This is a genomic window from Variovorax sp. GW821-FHT09D05 (assembly GCF_059416325.1).
The window spans coordinates 112,164-127,759 of the sequence record NZ_JBWKOZ010000002.1; the positions used below are offsets into that span (position 1 = coordinate 112,164).

Sequence of the window (15,596 nt, forward strand, 5' to 3'; positions counted from 1 at the left end):
ACATGGCACAAGCACCCAGGACCCAGGTGAACTCGCAGCAGCACACACAACCGCTCGCGCGCCGCCGCTACGCGCTCGAAATCCGCCAGCACATGGCCTGGCGCTGGCAGGCGCTGATCCTCGCGGCCGCATTGCTCGTGGGCTTCGCCATCTCCGCGGCGATCCTCGTGGCCGCGGGCGTGCCCGCCGACGAACTCGCCAACGAGTTCGTGATGCAGACCTTCTTCGACGGCCAGAACTTCCGCGCCGTGCTGTTCCAGGCCGCGCCGATGATCCTCGTCGGCCTCGCGGGCTCCATCGCATTCCGCGCGCGCTTCTGGAATCTCGGCCTCGAGGGCCAGATGATCTGGGGCGCCATCGGCGCGACCACCATCTCGATGTGGCAGATCGGCCCCGAGAACCTGCGCCTGCCGCTGATGTTTGCGGCAGCCATCGGCTGCGGCCTGCTGTGGGTGCTGGGCCCCGCGTGGCTCAAGCTGAAGCTGGGCGTGAACGAGATCATCTCGACGCTGATGCTCAACTACATGGCGGCCAACTTCCTGCTGCACCTGGTCTACGGCAGCTGGAAGGACCCGAAGGACAACTTTCCGTACTCGCCGCAGTTCCGCTTGTTCGAGCGGCTGCCCGAGCTGGGTGCGGGCATCGGCAGTTCGATCCTGCTTGCGAGCATCGTCGCGCTGCTGGCGTGGTGGCTGGTGAGCGTGAGCCGCGTGGGGCTCTACCTGCGCTTCGTCGATGCGAACCCGCGCGTCGCGCATGCCAACGGCGTGCCGGTGCGGCGCACCATCTACGGCGCGGTGCTGCTGTCGGGCGCGATGGCCGGGCTCGCGGGCTTCGCGGTGGTCGCGGGGCAGGAGGGTCGGCTCACGCAGGCCTTCTATCAGGGCTATGGCTTCTCGGGCATCCTCATCGCCTTTCTCGCGCGCAACAACCCGCTCGCGGCCACGGTGGTTGCGCTGCTGGTGGCGGCACTGTTCGTCACCGGACGCAGCCTGCAGGTGTTCTACCAGGTGCCGTTCTCGATGGTGCAGCTCATCCAGGCGGTGATCGTGGTGTGCGTGGCGTCGAGCGACTTCTTCATTCGCCACCGGCTGCGCCGCGTGGGCGGGGAGGCTGCGCAATGAGCGGCAGCATCGTGCTCAACTGGCTCGCGAGCACGCCGGACTTCGCGGTGCCTTATGCGCTCGCGGCACTCGGCCTCATCATCTGCGAGCGCGCGGGCGTGCTCGCGCTCGGCGCCGAAGGGCTGATGCTGGTCGGCGCACTCGCCGGCATCGGCGCGCAGATCGCCATCGGGCAGCCGGCCGTGTCGCTGGTGCTCGCAATGCTGGCGGCCAGCGTGGTGTCGGTGCTGTTCGCGGTAATGGTGATCTGGCTGCGCGTGAACCAGGTGATTGCCGGTCTCGCACTGGTGTTCTTCTGCCAGGGGCTCACGGCGCTGGTCGGCTCGATGGCCGACTGGACCAACCATGCCACCGAAGGCATCGGCGCGATGGCGCTGTGGCCGTTGTCGCTGCTGCCGGTCGTGGGCAGGCTCTTCGAGCAGAACGCGATGGTGTGGCTCACGCTGCCGATCTTCGGCGCGGTGGCGTGGTTCTTCGCACGCACCTCCACCGGCCTGCGGCTGCGCGCGGTGGGCGAGAACCCGCAGGCGGCCGATGCGGCCGGCATCCGCGTGACGGCATGGCGCTTCGCGGCGGTACTCGCGGGCTCGGCGCTGGTGGGGCTGGCGGGCGCCTACATCTCGGTGGTCAGCACCAAGCTGTGGATCGCGGGCATGACCGGCGGACGCGGCTGGATCGCGGTGGGCCTGGTGATCTTCGCGCGCTGGTCGCCGTGGAAGGCGCTGGTCGGCGCGCTGCTGTTCGGCTGCATCGAGGCGCTGATTCCGCAGCTGGCCGCAGCCGGCGTGCAGCTGCCGCAGTACTTCGTGATGATGACGCCGTATGCGGTGACGCTCGGCGTGATGGTGTGGGTCGCGCTCTCGCGGCGCGGCGCCGATGAAGAGCCCGGCGCGCTGGGCCAACCCTACGTGAGAGAAGAACGCCGATGAAGGCCTGGGTCTACAACGAAGAGCGCGAGCTCGACGCGGCGCAATTCGCCGACTACCTGAACCCCGCCACCACCGCGGTCGTCTCCATCGACATGCACCGGGGCCACCTCGACGACAGCCCCGACTGCCCCTGCCCCGCGCCGCGCGCACGCGACGTGGTGGCGCCCATCGACAGCTTCCATGACGAAGTGCGCGCGCTGGGCGTGCGCATCGTGCACATCAAGTCGGTGCTGCGGCCCAATGGCGTGGACGACATTCGCGGCATTCCTTCTGCATGGCGGCGCACCTTTCCTTTGCATGTCGGTGAGATTCCGAATGCCGACGCGCACGCCATCGAAGGCTCGAAGTGGACCGAGTGGGTCACGCGCGTCGAGCCCGGTGACATGCGCGTGGACAGCAAGCGCCGGCTGTCGGCCTTCTACCCGACCGATCTCGACTTTCTGCTGCGCAACCAGCGCATCGAGACGGTGGTGCTCAACGGCGGCTTTACCGACTGCTGCGTGCTCAACACGGCCTTCGACGCCAACAACCACAACTACCGCGTGATCGTGCTGCGCGACCTGGTGCGTGGCACCGACCCGCACCTGGAGGGCGCGGCGCTGGCGATGGTGTCGCTGCACCTCGGGCTGGTGGTCGATTCAGCGGAACTGCTGCGCCAGTGGCGCGGATGAATTAACCCGATACGCCAAGCCAGCGTGCGGCCACGCCGGGCATGTCGCCCTGGGCGGCCTGCCACACCATTTCGGGTGCGGCCACATGCACGCCCGGCGGCGCGATGCGCAGCGCCACGTCGACCAGCTCGGCCACCTTCGATGCGCGCACTGGCTGCTCGCTGCTCGGCACCATGAAGCGCACGACGGACAGCATCCACGCGGCCAGCCGCTCGAGCGGGTTGGCGAACTTCGCATTCACCGGCTTGCGCGCCGAGCGCACCAGGATCACGCGCTCGAAGCCGCAGGCCACCACCGCCTGCTCGTCGAGGCTCGCGAGCCCCCGCTTGAGCGCCTCGGGCAGCCGGCCCTGGTCGTGCGGCTGCACGATGGCCAGCGTCTGCACGCCGCAGGCGCGCAGCCATCGGGCCAGTTCGGGCAAATCTGAAGGCTCGGGCACCCACAGCGCGCGTTCGCGGTCGTGGTACAGCCGCGGCGGGTCGAAGGCGACGATGGCCGTGTGGGCCGAAGTCAGCGGCCATTGCGCGATCGGCGGGGCCGGGCTCAGGTAGGTTTCCACGCCGCGCAACCCGTCGCGAATGGGCTCGCGCGCCAGCACGCGGGTATGGGCGTGCCGGTGGCTGCCGGCCAGTCGCCGCAGCAGCTCCGCTCCCAGCGCACCGGTCGCGCCCGCGATCAGCAGCGTGCCGAAAGCGTCGGAAGCAACGGGCAGTACCGCACGGTTGGCGGCCTGCAGGGCTTGTAGAGGGTCGAGGGACATGGAGCCATCTATGCTACCTTCCGGCAATTCTGCGGAGGTAATGCAAATGATGATGAAGCGCTGGTTCTTGATTCTCGCGGCGGTCTTGTCCCTGAGCGGATGCGGCTACAACCAGTTCCAGTCCCTCGACGAGGCCAGCAAATCGGCCTGGAGCGAGGTGCTCAACCAGTACCAGCGGCGCGCCGACCTCGTGCCCAACATCGTGGCCACCGTGAAGGGCGAAGCCAGCTTCGAGCAGGACACGCTCACCAAGGTGATCGAGGCGCGCGCCAAGGCCACCTCGATCCAGGTGACGCCCGAGACGCTGAACAACCCCGAGGCCTTCAACAAGTTCCAGCAGGCGCAGGGCGAACTTTCTTCGGCGCTGTCGCGGCTGATGGTGGTGTCGGAGCGCTACCCCGAGCTCAAGGCCAACCAGGCCTTCCGCGACCTGCGGGTGACGCTGGAAGGCACCGAGAACCGCATCACCGTGGCGCGCAACCGCTACATCGAAAGCGTGCAGGAGTACAACGTGCTCGCTCGCAGCTTCCCGACCAACATCACGGCGAAGATCTTCAGCTACGCGCCGAAGCCCAACTTCTCGGTGCAGAACGAGGCGCAGATTTCCACGCCGCCTACTGTCGACTTCAGCGCTCCGAAGAAGTAAGCCAGCACCAATGGCCATTGCCGCACTGCTCCGTCGCGCACTGGCCGCGCTCGTTCTCGCGACCCTGGCCGGGGTCGCGCTGGCCCAGGGCCTGCTGCCGGTGCCCGCGCTCACCGCGCGGGTGATCGACCAGACCGGCACGCTGGACAGCGCGCAGCGCAACGGCCTGGACACCAAGCTCGCAGCCTTCGAGCAGCGCAAGGGTTCGCAGATCGTGGTGCTGATGGTGCCGACCACCGCGCCCGAGGACATCGCCAGCTACACGCAGCGCGTGGGCGACGCCTGGAAGATCGGCCGCAAGGACGTCGGCGACGGCCTGCTGGTGGTCGTGGCCAAGGACGATCGCAAGATGCGCATCGCCACCGCCAAGGCGCTCGAAGGCGCGGTGCCCGACCTCGCGGCCGTGCGCATCATCGACGAGGAGATGAAGCCGCGCTTTCGCAACAACGACTTCGCGGGCGGGCTGAACGCGGCGGTGGATCGGCTCATCGGGCTGGTCGACGGCGAGCCGCTGCCGGAGCCTTCGCGCGACACGGGCAGCGGAGGCGGCGGCGGTGGTGGCTTCGACTGGGAGAACCTCGCGATCTTCCTGTTCGTCGGCGTCTTCATCGGTGCGCCGGTCGCGCGCGCCGTCCTCGGCAAGAAGCTGGGCACGATGGTCGTGGGCGGCGGTGTGGGCGTGGTCGTTTTCTTCATCACCACCAGCATCGCCATCGCGGTGATCGCGGCGCTTGTCGCGCTCATCGTCTCGCTGGTCTCAGGCGCCGGGCGTCCGGGCGGCGGCGGGGGTGGCGGCTGGAGCTCCGGTGGAGGCGGAGGCTGGAGCGGCGGCGGCGGTGGTGGGGGCGGCGGCGGAGGTTTCAGCTCCGGCGGCGGTGGCAATTTCGGCGGCGGCGGCGCGTCGGGGGACTGGTGAACACGATGACGACGACCAATCCAACGGACGCCAGCTTCTTCTCGAAGCTCGGCCGCATCTGGCGCCACCGCTGGATCGACGAGTCCGAGGTTCGCCGTGCACTGCCACCGGCCGCGCTGGAGCGCCTTGCAGGCCGCGTGGCCGCGAGCGAGCGACGCCACAGCGGCGAGATCCGCATCTGCGTCGAGGCCGGCCTGCCGATGTCGTACCTGTGGCGCCATGCGCCGCCGCGCGAGCGTGCCGTCACGCTGTTCGGCAAGCTGCGCGTGTGGGACACCGCACACAACAACGGCGTGCTCATCTACCTGCTGCTGGCCGAACACGCCATCGAGATCGTGGCGGACCGCGGCATCAATGCTCGCGTAGACGATGCAGAATGGGCCGCAATGGCGCAGCGCATGGGCGCGGCCTTTCGCGAAGGCCGTTTCGAGGATGGGCTCACGCAGGCGCTGGAAGAAATCTCGGCCCTGCTGGTGGAGCACTTTCCGCTGGGCGAGGGCGATGTGGACGTGAACGAGCTGCCGGACGAGCCGGTCGTGCTCTAGCCGTCCCGCGAGGGCACGGCCCACACGGCCGAACCGCCCACTGCATGAAAGCGCCGCCCCGGCGCCGATTCCACCAGCCATCCGCCCGTGAACTCGCCGAATGCCGGCAGCACAGCCTGCTGCGCATCGCTCACGAAGCAAGGCAGCCGCACGCTGTCGCGCCCCGGCCCATGGAGCCTGCAAACGGGATGCAGGTGCCCCGCCAGCACGAAGTGCGTCGCATGGGTCTGCGGATGGTGGCAGCAGGCAAACGGCCCGAGCAGAAATGGCTCGTCGACCACCTCGATGCCGAGCGTGTCCGGCGGATCGCCCGCGCGGCTGTCGTGGTTGCCGCGCACCAGCGTCATCGCGACGCCCGCATGGCGCGTGCGCCAAGCCTCCACCGTGGCAACCACGGTGCGCGCCTGCGCCGCGTGCAGGAAGTCGCCGAGAAACACGATGCGCTGCGGTGCATGCCGTTCGATCAGCACATCGAGCCGCGCCAGGTTCTCCTGCGTGGTGCCGCCCGGCACCGGCTGGCCGAGCGCGCGGTAGGTCGCTGCCTTGCCCAGATGCAGGTCTGCCACGAACAGCACGCGCGCATCGGGCCACCAGAGCGCCCGCTCGGGCAGCAGGTGCAGCAGTTCGCCCGCCCAATGGACAGGGAACGACGATGCGGAGGAGTCTGGAAAGGTCACGGGCTGCCAGTGTCGCAAAAGACGCTCTGGCAGGCGACCGTCTTGCAATGGGCTCCAGCAGCCCCCAGTTTCTGCAAATGACCGAATCGCCCCCGCTGCACATCGTCTGCCCGCATTGCCACACGACCAACCGCGTGCGCGCGGTACAGCTGGGCAGTGCGCCCGACTGCGGCAGCTGCCACCGCCCGCTGTTCGCCGGCCATTCGACCGCGCTGCCGGACGAAGCCACCTTCGACCGCCACATCTCGCGCAACGAGATCCCGGTGCTGGTCGACTTCTGGGCGCCCTGGTGCGGCCCGTGCCGCCAGATGGCGCCCGGCTACGAACAGGCCGCGGCCCAGCTCGAACCGCAAGTGCGGCTGGCCAAGGTCGACACCGAGGCCGTGCCTGCCCTGGGCACGCGCTTCAACATCCGCAGCATCCCGACGCTGGCATTGTTCCGCGGTGGCCGCGAAGTGGCTCGGCAGGCTGGTGCGATGAGCGCGGCGGACATCGTGCGATGGGTGAAGGCGCACGGCGCCGGCTGATCTGTTCACAGGGGCGGCAACGGACGCGAAGGCCGCCTGCGCTCTCGTCGAGAACTTGACGACGACTTCGCCGGCTTGCCCGGCCCCTCCTGACCGAAGGCCAGAGTGCCTTTCACGCGCTCCACGCCGCCGGCCGTGACAGCGCCACCTGCAGCCTTCTCCAGCTGCTCGACCATGCGCGCAATGCGGTCGGCCACGTTCTCGTTCGACAGCTTCTCGCGGAACAGCTCGACCATCAGCGGAAACGAGAACGGCGTCGGCCGCGCCAGCGGCTTCAGCACGAGCTGCTGCGTGGCCATGCGCTCGAGGCTGGCGCGCAGGCGGCCGATTTCGAGCTCCTGCGAGAGGAGTTCCTGCTCGGCCTGCTGCAGCAGCCTGTTGCCGGGGTCGTACTTGCGGAACACCTCCCAGAACAACGAAGACGAGGCCTGCAGCTGCTTGCTGCTGCGCTTCTCGCCCGGGTAACCCTGGTAGATGAGCCCCGACACGCGCGCGATCTCGCGAAAGCGCCGCTGCGCGAGTTCGCTCGCGTTGAGCGACGCCAGCACCTCGTGCAGCAGCACCCCGTGCGCGTCATCGCCCTCCGGCAGCTTCAGCACCTGCGGCAGCAGCGCGGCCCAATCGACCTCGGTCGCGCTCAGCAGCTCGAAGCCGTAGTCGTTGACTGCGATCGAGAAGGTGCGCGCCTCGTGCTGCGCGACGCGCCAGGCCAGCAGGCTCGCGAGCCCGAGATGCACATGCCGGCCCGCGAACGGATAGAGGAACAGATGCGAGCCTTCGCGCGTGCTCAAGGTCTCGGCCAACAGCGTCTGCGGCGTCGGCAGTGCCGACCACTGCTGCTGTATTTCGAGCAACGGGCGCACGCATTGCAGCTCGGGCGAGTCGTAGTGCCCCTCGCCGGCCAGCGCCAGCTGCTGCACCACCGCATCGGCCAGCGTGTTCGACAGCGGCATGCGCCCGCCGCTCCAGCGCGGCACCGCAGGGCGCTTGCCACTGGCGCGCCGCACCCAGGCCGTCATGTCGTGGATGCGCACGAGTTCGAGCAACCGGCCGCCGAACAGGAAGCAGTCGCCGGCCTTCATGCGCGCAACGAAACTCTCTTCGACGTTGCCGATCTTTGAGCCGCCGAGGTACTGCACCGACATGCTCGCGTCGCTCACGATGGTGCCGATGTTCATGCGATGCCGCCGCGCGAGCCGCGCATCTGGCACGCGCCAGACGCCTTCTGCATCGGGCACGGCGCGCTTGTAGTCCGGATAGGCCGCGAGCGATGGGCCGCCTTGCGAGACGAAGTCGAGGCACCACTGCCAGCTCTCGCGGGAGAGGCCTTCGTATGCGGCCGTGCCGCGCACCTCGTCGTACAGCTCGCCGGGCACGAAGCCACCGCCCAGCGCCACCGTCACCAGGTGCTGCACCAGCACGTCGAGCGGCTGGTCGGGCGAATGCCGCGCCTCGATGTGGCCCGCCGCAATGGCCGTGCGCGCTGCCGAGCCTTCCACCATCTCGACGCTGTGCGTGGGCACGAGCGTGATGCGCGACGGCCGCCCCGGCGCATGGCCCGAACGGCCCGCGCGCTGCAGCAGCCGCGCCACGCCCTTGGGCGAGCCGATCTGCAGCACGCGCTCGACCGGCAAAAAGTCCACGCCCAGGTCGAGGCTCGATGTGCAGACCACTGCCTTCAGCTCGCCGCTCTTCAGGCCCAGCTCGACCCACTCGCGCACTTCGCGGTCGAGCGAGCCGTGATGCAGCGCGATGAGGCCGGCCCATTCGGGCTTGGCTTCGAGCATCGCCTGGTACCAGATCTCGGCCTGCGAGCGTGTGTTGGTGAAGACCAGCGCGGTCTTGCTCGCGGCAATCTCGCTGATCACCTGCGGCAGCATCGTGAGGCCCAGGTGTCCGCCCCATGGAAAGCGCTCGGCGGTGCCGGGCAGCAGCGAATCGATGACGAGCTTCTTCGGCACATGGCCCTGCACGAGCACGCCGTCTTCATGCCCCAGCAGTGCATGCATTGCCTCATGCAGATTGCCCAGCGTGGCCGACATGCCCCAGATCGCGAGACCGGGGTTCCAGCGCTTGAGCCGCGCGAGCGCGAGCTGCACCTGCACGCCGCGCTTGTTGCCGAGCAGCTCGTGCCATTCGTCGACCACCGCCATCTGCACGTGGCCGAGCACCTCGCGGGCATCGGCACGCGCGAGCAGCAGCGAAAGGCTTTCGGGCGTGGTGACGAGCACCGTGGGCAGGCGCTGGTTCTGCGCGCTGCGTTCGGCAGACGTGGTGTCGCCGCTGCGCGCGCCCGCGCTCCACGGATGCACCTCGGCGCCGAGGGCTTCGAGTGGTTGCTGCAGGGCGCGCAGCGTGTCGGCCGCAAGCGCACGCATCGGAGTGAGCCATAGCACGGTGAGCGGCGGCGCCGCAGGCCGCGCGCTTTCCTTGCGGGCCTGCGAGAAGGCTTGCAGTGCGCCGAGCCACACCGCGTAGGTCTTGCCTGCACCGGTAGTGGCATGCAGCAGGCCGGACTTGCCTTCGCCGATGGCCTTCCAGACCTCGCGCTGGAACTTGAAGGGCTTCCAGCCGCGCGCAGCGAACCACACGTCGAGCGCCTGCTTGACGGCCCTTTTCATAGGGGCAACAACGCCGCCAGCGTCTGCAGAGTGTCCGCCTCTTCCACCGGCTTGTCTTCCCGCCACCGCAGCATCCGCGGAAACCGCACCGCGATGCCGCTCTTGTGCCGCGTACTGCGCGCGATGCCCTCGAAGCCCAACTCGAACACCAGTGTCGGCTTCACGCTCTTCACCGGCCCGAAGCTTTCCACCGTGGTCTTACGGATGATTGCGTCCACGCGCGCCATCTCTGCGTCTGTGAGGCCCGAGTAGGCCTTGGCGAAAGGCACGAGCTTGCGGTCTTCCTGCCCGGGCGGGCCGTCCCACACGGCGAAGGTGTAGTCGCTGAAGAGGCTCGCGCGCCGGCCGTGGCCGCGCTGTGCGTAGATCAGCACCGCATCGATGCTGAGCGGGTCGATCTTCCACTTCCACCACACACCGACGTCCTTGGTGCGACCCACACCGTACTGCGCGTCGCGACGCTTGAGCATCATTCCTTCGACGCCCATGGTGCGTGCCGCTTCGCGCTGGCGTGCGAGATCGGGCCAGTCTGAGCCCGTGAGCATCGGACTCGGCAGCAGCGAGGGATGCTGCATGCGCGTGACCAGGTCGTCGAGCAGCGTGCGGCGCTGCGACTGCGGCAGCACGCGCAGGTCGCGGCCTTCCCATTCGAGGATGTCGTAGGCCAGCAGCACCACGGGAATGTCGCGAAGCAGCTTCGCGCCCAGCGTCTTGCGGCCGATGCGCTTCTGCAGTTCGGCGAAGGGCTGCACGCGGTCGTCGCGCCACACGGCGATCTCGCCGTCGAGCACGGTGCCGTCGGGCAGGGCTTCACCGAGAGCGGCGAGCTCGGGGAAGCGCTCCGTCACCAGCTCTTCGCCACGCGACCACAGCCACACGACGCCCGCGCGCTTGATGAGCTGCGCACGGATGCCGTCCCATTTCCATTCCACGATCCAGTCGGACGGCGGGCCCAGCGCGGCGTCGAACTGCTCGAGCGGCAGGTTGAACGGATGCGCGAGGAAGAAGGGGTACGGCTGGCCGCTGGTCTTCTGAACCTGCTCGGCGCTTGACTCGGGGGCGATGAGCGTGCGGTAGTCATCGGCCCTTGGCCGCGCGCCGATGTGCGTGTAGCCCATGAGCCGCTGCGCGACGCGCTTGGCATCGATGCCGCCGACCGCGGCGAGCGCCTGCGTGACCAGCAGCTTCGACACGCCGACGCGGAACGCGCCGGTGATGAGCTTGAAGTACACCAGCCTCTCTTCGGCAGCGAGCTGCCGCCACTGTGCGCGCAGGCGGTCGGCAAGCTGCTCGGGCGAAGTCTTTGCGGCTTCGCGCAGCGGCAGCAGATGCTGCTCGACCCAACCGGCGAGGCCGAGCTCATGCGCCTCGCTCGGTGGCGGCAACAGCAGCGCAATGGTTTCGGCGAGGTCGCCCACGGCGTCGTAACTTTCGTCGAACAGCCATTCGGGCAGGCCCGCCGCTTCCTGTGCAAGCAGGCGCAGCAGCTTGGTGGGCACGAGCTGGCGCGGCTTGCCGCCGGCGAGGAAGTAGACGGCCCATGCGGCATCGGCAGCATCTGCGTCGCGCAGGTAGCGCTGCAGTGCCGCCTGCTTGGCGAGGCTCGACGTGCTGGCGTCGAGGTCGCGGTAGAGGGCAGCGAAGGCTTTCATGCCTCTGCCTCCTGATCGTCTTCGTCGCCGTACTCGGTCTTGAAGCCCTTCGCGTCGAGGCCGATCTCGGTGAGCCATCGCACCATCACCTGCACGCTGCCATGCGTGACGAACACGCGCTCCGCGCCGGTGCCTGCAATTGCCTGCTGCAGTCCAGGCCAGTCGGCATGGTCGGACATCACGAAGCCGCGGTCCACGCCGCGCCGCCGCCGGGTGCCGCGCAGCTGCATCCACCCGCTCGCAAAGGCATCGGCGTAGTTGCCGAAGCGCTTCATCCACGGCGAGCCTTGTGCCGATGGCGGCGCGAGCACCAGCGCGCGCTTCAGCAATGCGGCATCGACGCCTTCATCGCTCACGCGCAAGGTGGGCGGCAATGCCACGCCTGCCGCCCGGTACACGGCGTTGAGCGGCTCCACCGCCCCGTGCACGACGATCGGCCCGATGCTCGCGTCCACCCCATGCAGGATGCGCTGCGCCTTGCCGAAGGCGTAGCAGAACAGCACCGACGCGCGTCCTGCTTCAGCATTGGCGCGCCACCATGCATCGATCTCCGCGAACAGCACGGCCTGCGTGGGCCAGCGGTAGATCGGCAGGCCGAAGGTCGACTCGGTGATGAAGGTGTCGCAAGGCACGGGCTCGAAGGGCGTGCAGGTGCCGTCGGGCTCGGTCTTGTAGTCGCCCGAGGCCACCCACACGCGCCCACCGTGTTCGAGCCGCACCTGCGCCGAGCCCAGCACATGGCCGGCCGGATGCAGCGAGACGCGCACGCCGTGGTGCTCGATGGCCTCGCCGTAGGCCAGCGTCTGCAGGTCGATGTCAGGGCCGAGCCGCGTGCGCAGCGTGCCGGCGCTGTCGGTGTGGGCCAGGTAGTGCGCGTGACCGGGGCGCGCGTGGTCAGAGTGCGCGTGCGTGATGACGGCGCGCGCCACCGGCCGCCACGGGTCGATGTAGAAATCGCCGGGCGGGCAGTACAGGCCCTCGGGCCGGGCGACAACGAGGAGGTCTTCTTCCTGCTTTGCGGGCATGGCACGCCATGGTAGGCGCAGCCGGGCTTGCGCGACAGGCTACGGCTTCTTGGGCCGGTTGTTCATCATGTCGAGCACATTCATCTTCATGCCGTTGGACATGACCATGTCGCCCGGCTTCTGGTCGGCCTTGCAGGGGCCGATCCACTTGGCTTCCATGACGCTCGCGCCTTCGGCGCGGCCCATCAGCGGCGGGTTGTAGGTCGACTTGCTTTCCATGCGGTAGGCGGTGCTGAAGTCGCCGCTCATCACCGCATGCGAGGTGGCGACGGTGTTGCCGATCTTGCAGACCGAGTCCATCACCAGCTTGCCGCCGTCGGCGCGCAGTTCCTGCTTGGAGCACATGTCCTTGCCCATGCCCTGGCCCATGTCGCGCAGCGCCTTGTCACTGGCCGCGTCGATGCACTGCTGCATGGTGTGGCCGGCGCCCTTGCCCGTGGGGTCTCCAGACTGGATTTCCCACAGGCCGGGCTTGCGCGAAGGGAAATCGAGCGCGAACGCGGGACACGCGATGGCGCTGGCCGCCATGCAGGCAGCAACGGCGGACAAACGGATCTTCATGACGGGCTCCCGCAGCGGTGGACGACGATCCCCGGGTTGTACCGCGTGCACCGCGGCGGCGGAATAGCGCAATCGGCCTAAGCCGGACGCGCCTGCTGCGCCGGCGCGAGCACCGGGCCGCGCTGCCGCGTGACGACACCGAGCGCCACGCCCAGCGCGAGGCCCCCCAGCACGTCGATCAGCACATGCTGGCGCACCGCCATCGTCGAATAGACGATGCCCGCGGCCCAGGCCACGTTCACGACGCGAAGCCAAACCGGCGCCCCCACATCGCGCAACTGCCGCGCCAGCATGACGCAGGCGAACACCGAGAACGAGACGTGCAGCGAGGGAAAGGCGTTGCCGGCCGAGTCGACCATCTTGAGAAACTGCAGCGAGGTGCCCGGGGCCGCCTCGACCGCGAAGTTGGGAATCGCCGTGGGCATGAACCAGAACACGAGCAGCGCCAGCGCCGTCATGGCCGCGCAGCCGAAGGAGAAGCCCAGCAGCTCGCGCTTGTCTTTGGCCAGCAGCACCGGCAGCGCGATGTAGCCCCAGAGCGAGAGATACACCGGCAGCAGCGCCGGCCAGAAGGCGATCAGCCGGTCGATGGGTGTGAGCGGCAGCACCCAGGCCTGGCCGGCGTTCTTCATGATCCAGAAATACAGCGGGAAGAAGCCGAGGGTGGCGACCGTGTTGCCGACCAGCTTCAGGGGGAACAGCGTGATGCAGCGGCGCCAGAGGCCGGCGAGCCAGGGCTGCGTTGCCGATGAAGTGGAAGAAGCTTCGGATGCGGAAGGTGTCATGGAGGCCTGTGCAGCGCGTCGCGCGCTACCAGGGCGTCCACTTTAATTCGCTTTTCGACGAAGCCACCGTGCGTTCGATGAAGCGCACCCCACGCGCGCCGTCTTCCACGCGCGGGTAGTCGGCATCCAGCGGATCGGCCGGCTGGCCCGCGAGCCGGGCACGGATGTCCGCCGCCACGCCCGCATAGACATTCGCAAAAGCCTCGATGAAGCCTTCGGGATGCCCCGCCGGCAGCCGGCTTGCGCGCTGCGCTGATTCGCACAGCCACGGCGCGCCACGCGTCAACACGCGCAGGGGTCCGTCATGCGGCAGGTGCACCAGCCGGCTCGGCTGCTCCTGGCGCCATTCGAGCGTGCCCAGCGTGCCCGACACGCGCAGGCGCAGGTCGTTCTCCAGGCCGGTGTTGATCTGCGAGGCCACGAGCACGCCACGCGCGCCACCCTCGAAGCGCAACAACAGGCTGCCGTCGTCGTCGAGCATGCGGCCCGGCACCAGCGCGCCGAGGTCGGCGCACAGGCTTTCGATCTGCAGTCCGGTGACTGTGGCCACGAGGTTCTCGGCGTGCGAGCCGATGTCGCCGATGGCGCCGGCCGCGCCGCTGCGTGCGGGGTCGGTGCGCCAGTCGGCCTGCTTGTTGGTGCCACCTTCGACATGGCTTGCGAGCCAGCCCTGGTTGTATTCGACGACGACCTTGCGGACCTCGCCGATCTGGCCCGAGCGCACCATCTCGCGCGCCTGCCGCACCATCGGATAGCCGGTGTAGTTGTAGGTGACGCCGAACACCGTGCCCTGCTTCGCCACGGTCGCGACCAGCGCATCGGCCTGCTCGCGCGTGTGTACCAGCGGCTTGTCGCAGACCACGTGGAAGCCCGCTTCGGCAAAGGCCTGCGCCACCGGAAAGTGCACGTGGTTGGGCGTGACGATCGACACGAAGTCGATGCGCTCGCCCTCCGGGCGCTTCAGCTCGTCGGCCAGCAGCGCCTGCCAGTCGCCGTGGTTGCGGTCATCGGCCAGGCCGAGGTCGCGGCCCGAGGCGCGCGCCTTGTCCGGGCTCGACGACAGCGCGCCGGCCACGAGCTCGATCTGGCCGTCGAGCGCCATGGCCTTGCGGTGCACGCCGCCGATGAAGGCGTCGCGGCCGCCGCCGACCATGGCGTAGCGGAGCTTGCGTGAAGCGATCTCGGTCACCTTAGAACGGCGAGTTGGGGTGGTAGAAGTCCTTGGCGTTCTCTTTGGTGATCAGCACCGAAGGAATGATCGTGGTGGCCGGCAGCTTCTCGCCCTTCAGGCGTGCCTCGGCCGTCAGCTTGATCGCGTCGTAGATGAACTTCGGCGAGTAGCTCACGTCGGCGGTGATGCGCTTGTCCTTGCCGTCCATGATGGTCTTGACCATGCCCTTGGCGCCCGCGCCGCCGAAGATGATCTTGATGTCGTCGCGCTTGGCTTGCTCGATGGCCTTCAGCACGCCAACGGCCATGTCGTCGTCGGCGGCCCAGATGGCATCGATGCTCTTGAAGCGCGTCAGGTAGTCCTGCGTGACCTTGAAGGCGTCGTCGCGGTTCCAGTTGGCGTACTTGGCGTCGAGCAGCTTGATGTCGGGGCTGCCCTTGAGCACGGCGTTGAAGGCGTCCATGCGTTCGTTGTCGAGCGTGGTCGCAATGCCGCGCAGCGCCACCACGTTGCCCTTGCCGCCCAGCTGCTTCACGATGTACTCGGCCGGGATCTTGCCGAAGGCCGTGTTGTCGCCGGCCACATAGGCATCTTGTGCGCTGGTGTCGGTAAGGCCGCGGTCGACCACGGTGACGTAGGCGCCCTTGGCCTTGACCTGAGCGACGGGCTTGGTCAGCGCGGCCGACTCGAAGGGGAACACGACCAACGCGTTGATCTTGGTGACGGTCGACAGGTCTTGCAGCTGGTTGGCCTGCTCGGGCGCGTTGGCCGCCGTCTTGATCGTGATCTTCAGGTCCTTGTGTTCCTTCTCCAGGTCTTTCTTCGCCTGGTTGGCCCAGTAGTTGATGCCGCCCATGAAGCTGTGCGTGGCCGCGGGAATCGAAACGCCGAGGTTGACCTTTTCCGCGGCAAGCGCGGGCAGGCTGGCGAACGCTGCGGCGGCAACCGCCGTGAGTGCGAGGCGTCGGGTGAAAGTCGTCATGCTG

At 68.4% G+C, this 15,596-nt stretch carries 16 protein-coding genes; 7 read left to right on the forward strand and 9 right to left on the reverse strand.

The window, feature by feature from the left end:
• Positions 1-2: 2 nt before the first annotated feature.
• Genes AC07O3_RS05035 through AC07O3_RS05045 form a run of 3 tightly spaced genes read left to right on the forward strand, consistent with a single transcriptional unit; the run spans position 3 to position 2,724 of the window.
• Complete coding sequence (locus AC07O3_RS05035) at positions 3-1,124, forward strand: ABC transporter permease (protein ID WP_495339002.1); 1,122 nt, start codon at positions 3-5, stop codon at positions 1,122-1,124.
• The gene (locus AC07O3_RS05040) at positions 1,121-2,053 is read left to right on the forward strand and encodes an ABC transporter permease (RefSeq protein ID WP_495338751.1); all 933 of its coding nucleotides are present in this window, start codon (positions 1,121-1,123) and stop codon (positions 2,051-2,053) included. Before AC07O3_RS05035 ends, AC07O3_RS05040 begins: the two co-directional genes overlap by 4 nt.
• A complete protein-coding gene (locus tag AC07O3_RS05045) occupies positions 2,050-2,724 on the forward strand; it encodes a cysteine hydrolase family protein (RefSeq protein WP_495338752.1) in 675 nt (224 codons plus the stop codon). Before AC07O3_RS05040 ends, AC07O3_RS05045 begins: the two co-directional genes overlap by 4 nt.
• Before the next feature lies 1 nt (position 2,725).
• On the opposite strand, the gene AC07O3_RS05050 is transcribed toward AC07O3_RS05045, so the two are convergent.
• Positions 2,726-3,484, reverse strand: a complete 759-nt coding sequence (locus tag AC07O3_RS05050; protein ID WP_093057717.1) for a hypothetical protein — start codon at positions 3,482-3,484, stop codon at positions 2,726-2,728.
• Positions 3,485-3,530: 46 nt separating this feature from the next.
• On the opposite strand from AC07O3_RS05050, the gene AC07O3_RS05055 reads away from it, so the two are divergent.
• From AC07O3_RS05055 to AC07O3_RS05065, 3 genes are read left to right on the forward strand one after another with little or no spacing between them, the layout of a single operon-like run.
• Positions 3,531-4,130 carry a LemA family protein gene (locus tag AC07O3_RS05055; RefSeq protein ID WP_198788361.1) on the forward strand — a complete coding sequence of 200 codons (600 nt, stop codon included), beginning with the start codon at positions 3,531-3,533 and terminating at the stop codon, positions 4,128-4,130.
• A gap of 10 nt (positions 4,131-4,140) precedes the next feature.
• Positions 4,141-5,046, forward strand: coding sequence for a TPM domain-containing protein (locus AC07O3_RS05060; RefSeq protein ID WP_495338753.1), 906 nt, complete (start codon positions 4,141-4,143; stop codon positions 5,044-5,046).
• A gap of 5 nt (positions 5,047-5,051) precedes the next feature.
• The gene (locus tag AC07O3_RS05065; RefSeq protein ID WP_354336831.1) at positions 5,052-5,591 is read left to right on the forward strand and encodes a TPM domain-containing protein; all 540 of its coding nucleotides are present in this window, start codon (positions 5,052-5,054) and stop codon (positions 5,589-5,591) included.
• On the opposite strand, the gene pdeM is transcribed toward AC07O3_RS05065, so the two are convergent.
• Entirely contained in the window at positions 5,588-6,268 is a 681-nt protein-coding gene (gene pdeM / locus AC07O3_RS05070) for a ligase-associated DNA damage response endonuclease PdeM (protein ID WP_495338754.1), read from the reverse strand. The two genes, AC07O3_RS05065 and pdeM, sit on opposite strands and share 4 nt — an antisense overlap.
• Positions 6,269-6,345: 77 nt before the next feature.
• On the opposite strand from pdeM, the gene trxC reads away from it, so the two are divergent.
• Entirely contained in the window at positions 6,346-6,795 is a 450-nt protein-coding gene (gene trxC / locus AC07O3_RS05075) for a thioredoxin TrxC (RefSeq protein WP_495338755.1), read from the forward strand.
• A gap of 5 nt (positions 6,796-6,800) precedes the next feature.
• Here the strand turns inward: trxC and AC07O3_RS05080 are convergent, their stop codons facing one another.
• From AC07O3_RS05080 to AC07O3_RS05110, 7 genes are all read right to left on the reverse strand, one after another.
• Complete coding sequence (locus AC07O3_RS05080; protein ID WP_495338756.1) at positions 6,801-9,416, reverse strand: ligase-associated DNA damage response DEXH box helicase; 2,616 nt, start codon at positions 9,414-9,416, stop codon at positions 6,801-6,803.
• Positions 9,413-11,068 (reverse strand): ATP-dependent DNA ligase, encoded by a 1,656-nt coding sequence (locus tag AC07O3_RS05085; protein WP_495338757.1) that lies wholly within the window; start codon positions 11,066-11,068, stop codon positions 9,413-9,415. The genes AC07O3_RS05080 and AC07O3_RS05085 overlap by 4 nt, the downstream gene beginning before the upstream one ends.
• On the reverse strand, positions 11,065-12,093 hold the full coding sequence (locus AC07O3_RS05090; RefSeq protein ID WP_093057722.1) for a ligase-associated DNA damage response exonuclease: 1,029 nt from the start codon (positions 12,091-12,093) through the stop codon (positions 11,065-11,067). Before AC07O3_RS05090 ends, AC07O3_RS05085 begins: the two co-directional genes overlap by 4 nt.
• Before the next feature lie 39 nt (positions 12,094-12,132).
• Positions 12,133-12,654 carry a DUF3617 domain-containing protein gene (locus AC07O3_RS05095; protein ID WP_093178508.1) on the reverse strand — a complete coding sequence of 174 codons (522 nt, stop codon included), beginning with the start codon at positions 12,652-12,654 and terminating at the stop codon, positions 12,133-12,135.
• Positions 12,655-12,731: 77 nt separating this feature from the next.
• Complete coding sequence (locus tag AC07O3_RS05100) at positions 12,732-13,439, reverse strand: phosphatase PAP2 family protein (RefSeq protein WP_093178510.1); 708 nt, start codon at positions 13,437-13,439, stop codon at positions 12,732-12,734.
• Between the two features lie 25 nt (positions 13,440-13,464).
• Positions 13,465-14,592, reverse strand: coding sequence for a Gfo/Idh/MocA family protein (locus AC07O3_RS05105; protein ID WP_495339003.1), 1,128 nt, complete (start codon positions 14,590-14,592; stop codon positions 13,465-13,467).
• A gap of 37 nt (positions 14,593-14,629) precedes the next feature.
• Positions 14,630-15,592, reverse strand: a complete 963-nt coding sequence (locus tag AC07O3_RS05110; protein WP_093057726.1) for a substrate-binding domain-containing protein — start codon at positions 15,590-15,592, stop codon at positions 14,630-14,632.
• Positions 15,593-15,596: the final 4 nt, after the last annotated feature.

Bases quoted from the DNA above. Each gene is read 5' to 3' on its own strand.
- AC07O3_RS05085 (WP_495338757.1), bottom strand. From the start codon at position 11,068: ATGAAAGCCTTCGCTGCCCTCTACCGCGACCTCGACGCCAGCACGTCG.
- AC07O3_RS05055 (WP_198788361.1), top strand. From the start codon at position 3,531: ATGATGATGAAGCGCTGGTTCTTGATTCTCGCGGCGGTCTTGTCCCTG.
- trxC (WP_495338755.1), top strand. From the start codon at position 6,346: ATGACCGAATCGCCCCCGCTGCACATCGTCTGCCCGCATTGCCACACG.
- AC07O3_RS05065 (WP_354336831.1), top strand. From the start codon at position 5,052: ATGACGACGACCAATCCAACGGACGCCAGCTTCTTCTCGAAGCTCGGC.
- AC07O3_RS05090 (WP_093057722.1), bottom strand. From the start codon at position 12,093: ATGCCCGCAAAGCAGGAAGAAGACCTCCTCGTTGTCGCCCGGCCCGAG.
- AC07O3_RS05035 (WP_495339002.1), top strand. From the start codon at position 3: ATGGCACAAGCACCCAGGACCCAGGTGAACTCGCAGCAGCACACACAA.
- AC07O3_RS05080 (WP_495338756.1), bottom strand. From the start codon at position 9,416: ATGAAAAGGGCCGTCAAGCAGGCGCTCGACGTGTGGTTCGCTGCGCGC.
- AC07O3_RS05105 (WP_495339003.1), bottom strand. From the start codon at position 14,592: ATGGTCGGCGGCGGCCGCGACGCCTTCATCGGCGGCGTGCACCGCAAG.
- AC07O3_RS05040 (WP_495338751.1), top strand. From the start codon at position 1,121: ATGAGCGGCAGCATCGTGCTCAACTGGCTCGCGAGCACGCCGGACTTC.
- AC07O3_RS05050 (WP_093057717.1), bottom strand. From the start codon at position 3,484: ATGTCCCTCGACCCTCTACAAGCCCTGCAGGCCGCCAACCGTGCGGTA.
- AC07O3_RS05045 (WP_495338752.1), top strand. From the start codon at position 2,050: ATGAAGGCCTGGGTCTACAACGAAGAGCGCGAGCTCGACGCGGCGCAA.
- AC07O3_RS05110 (WP_093057726.1), bottom strand. From the start codon at position 15,592: ATGACGACTTTCACCCGACGCCTCGCACTCACGGCGGTTGCCGCCGCA.
- AC07O3_RS05060 (WP_495338753.1), top strand. From the start codon at position 4,141: ATGGCCATTGCCGCACTGCTCCGTCGCGCACTGGCCGCGCTCGTTCTC.
- AC07O3_RS05100 (WP_093178510.1), bottom strand. From the start codon at position 13,439: ATGACACCTTCCGCATCCGAAGCTTCTTCCACTTCATCGGCAACGCAG.
- AC07O3_RS05095 (WP_093178508.1), bottom strand. From the start codon at position 12,654: ATGAAGATCCGTTTGTCCGCCGTTGCTGCCTGCATGGCGGCCAGCGCC.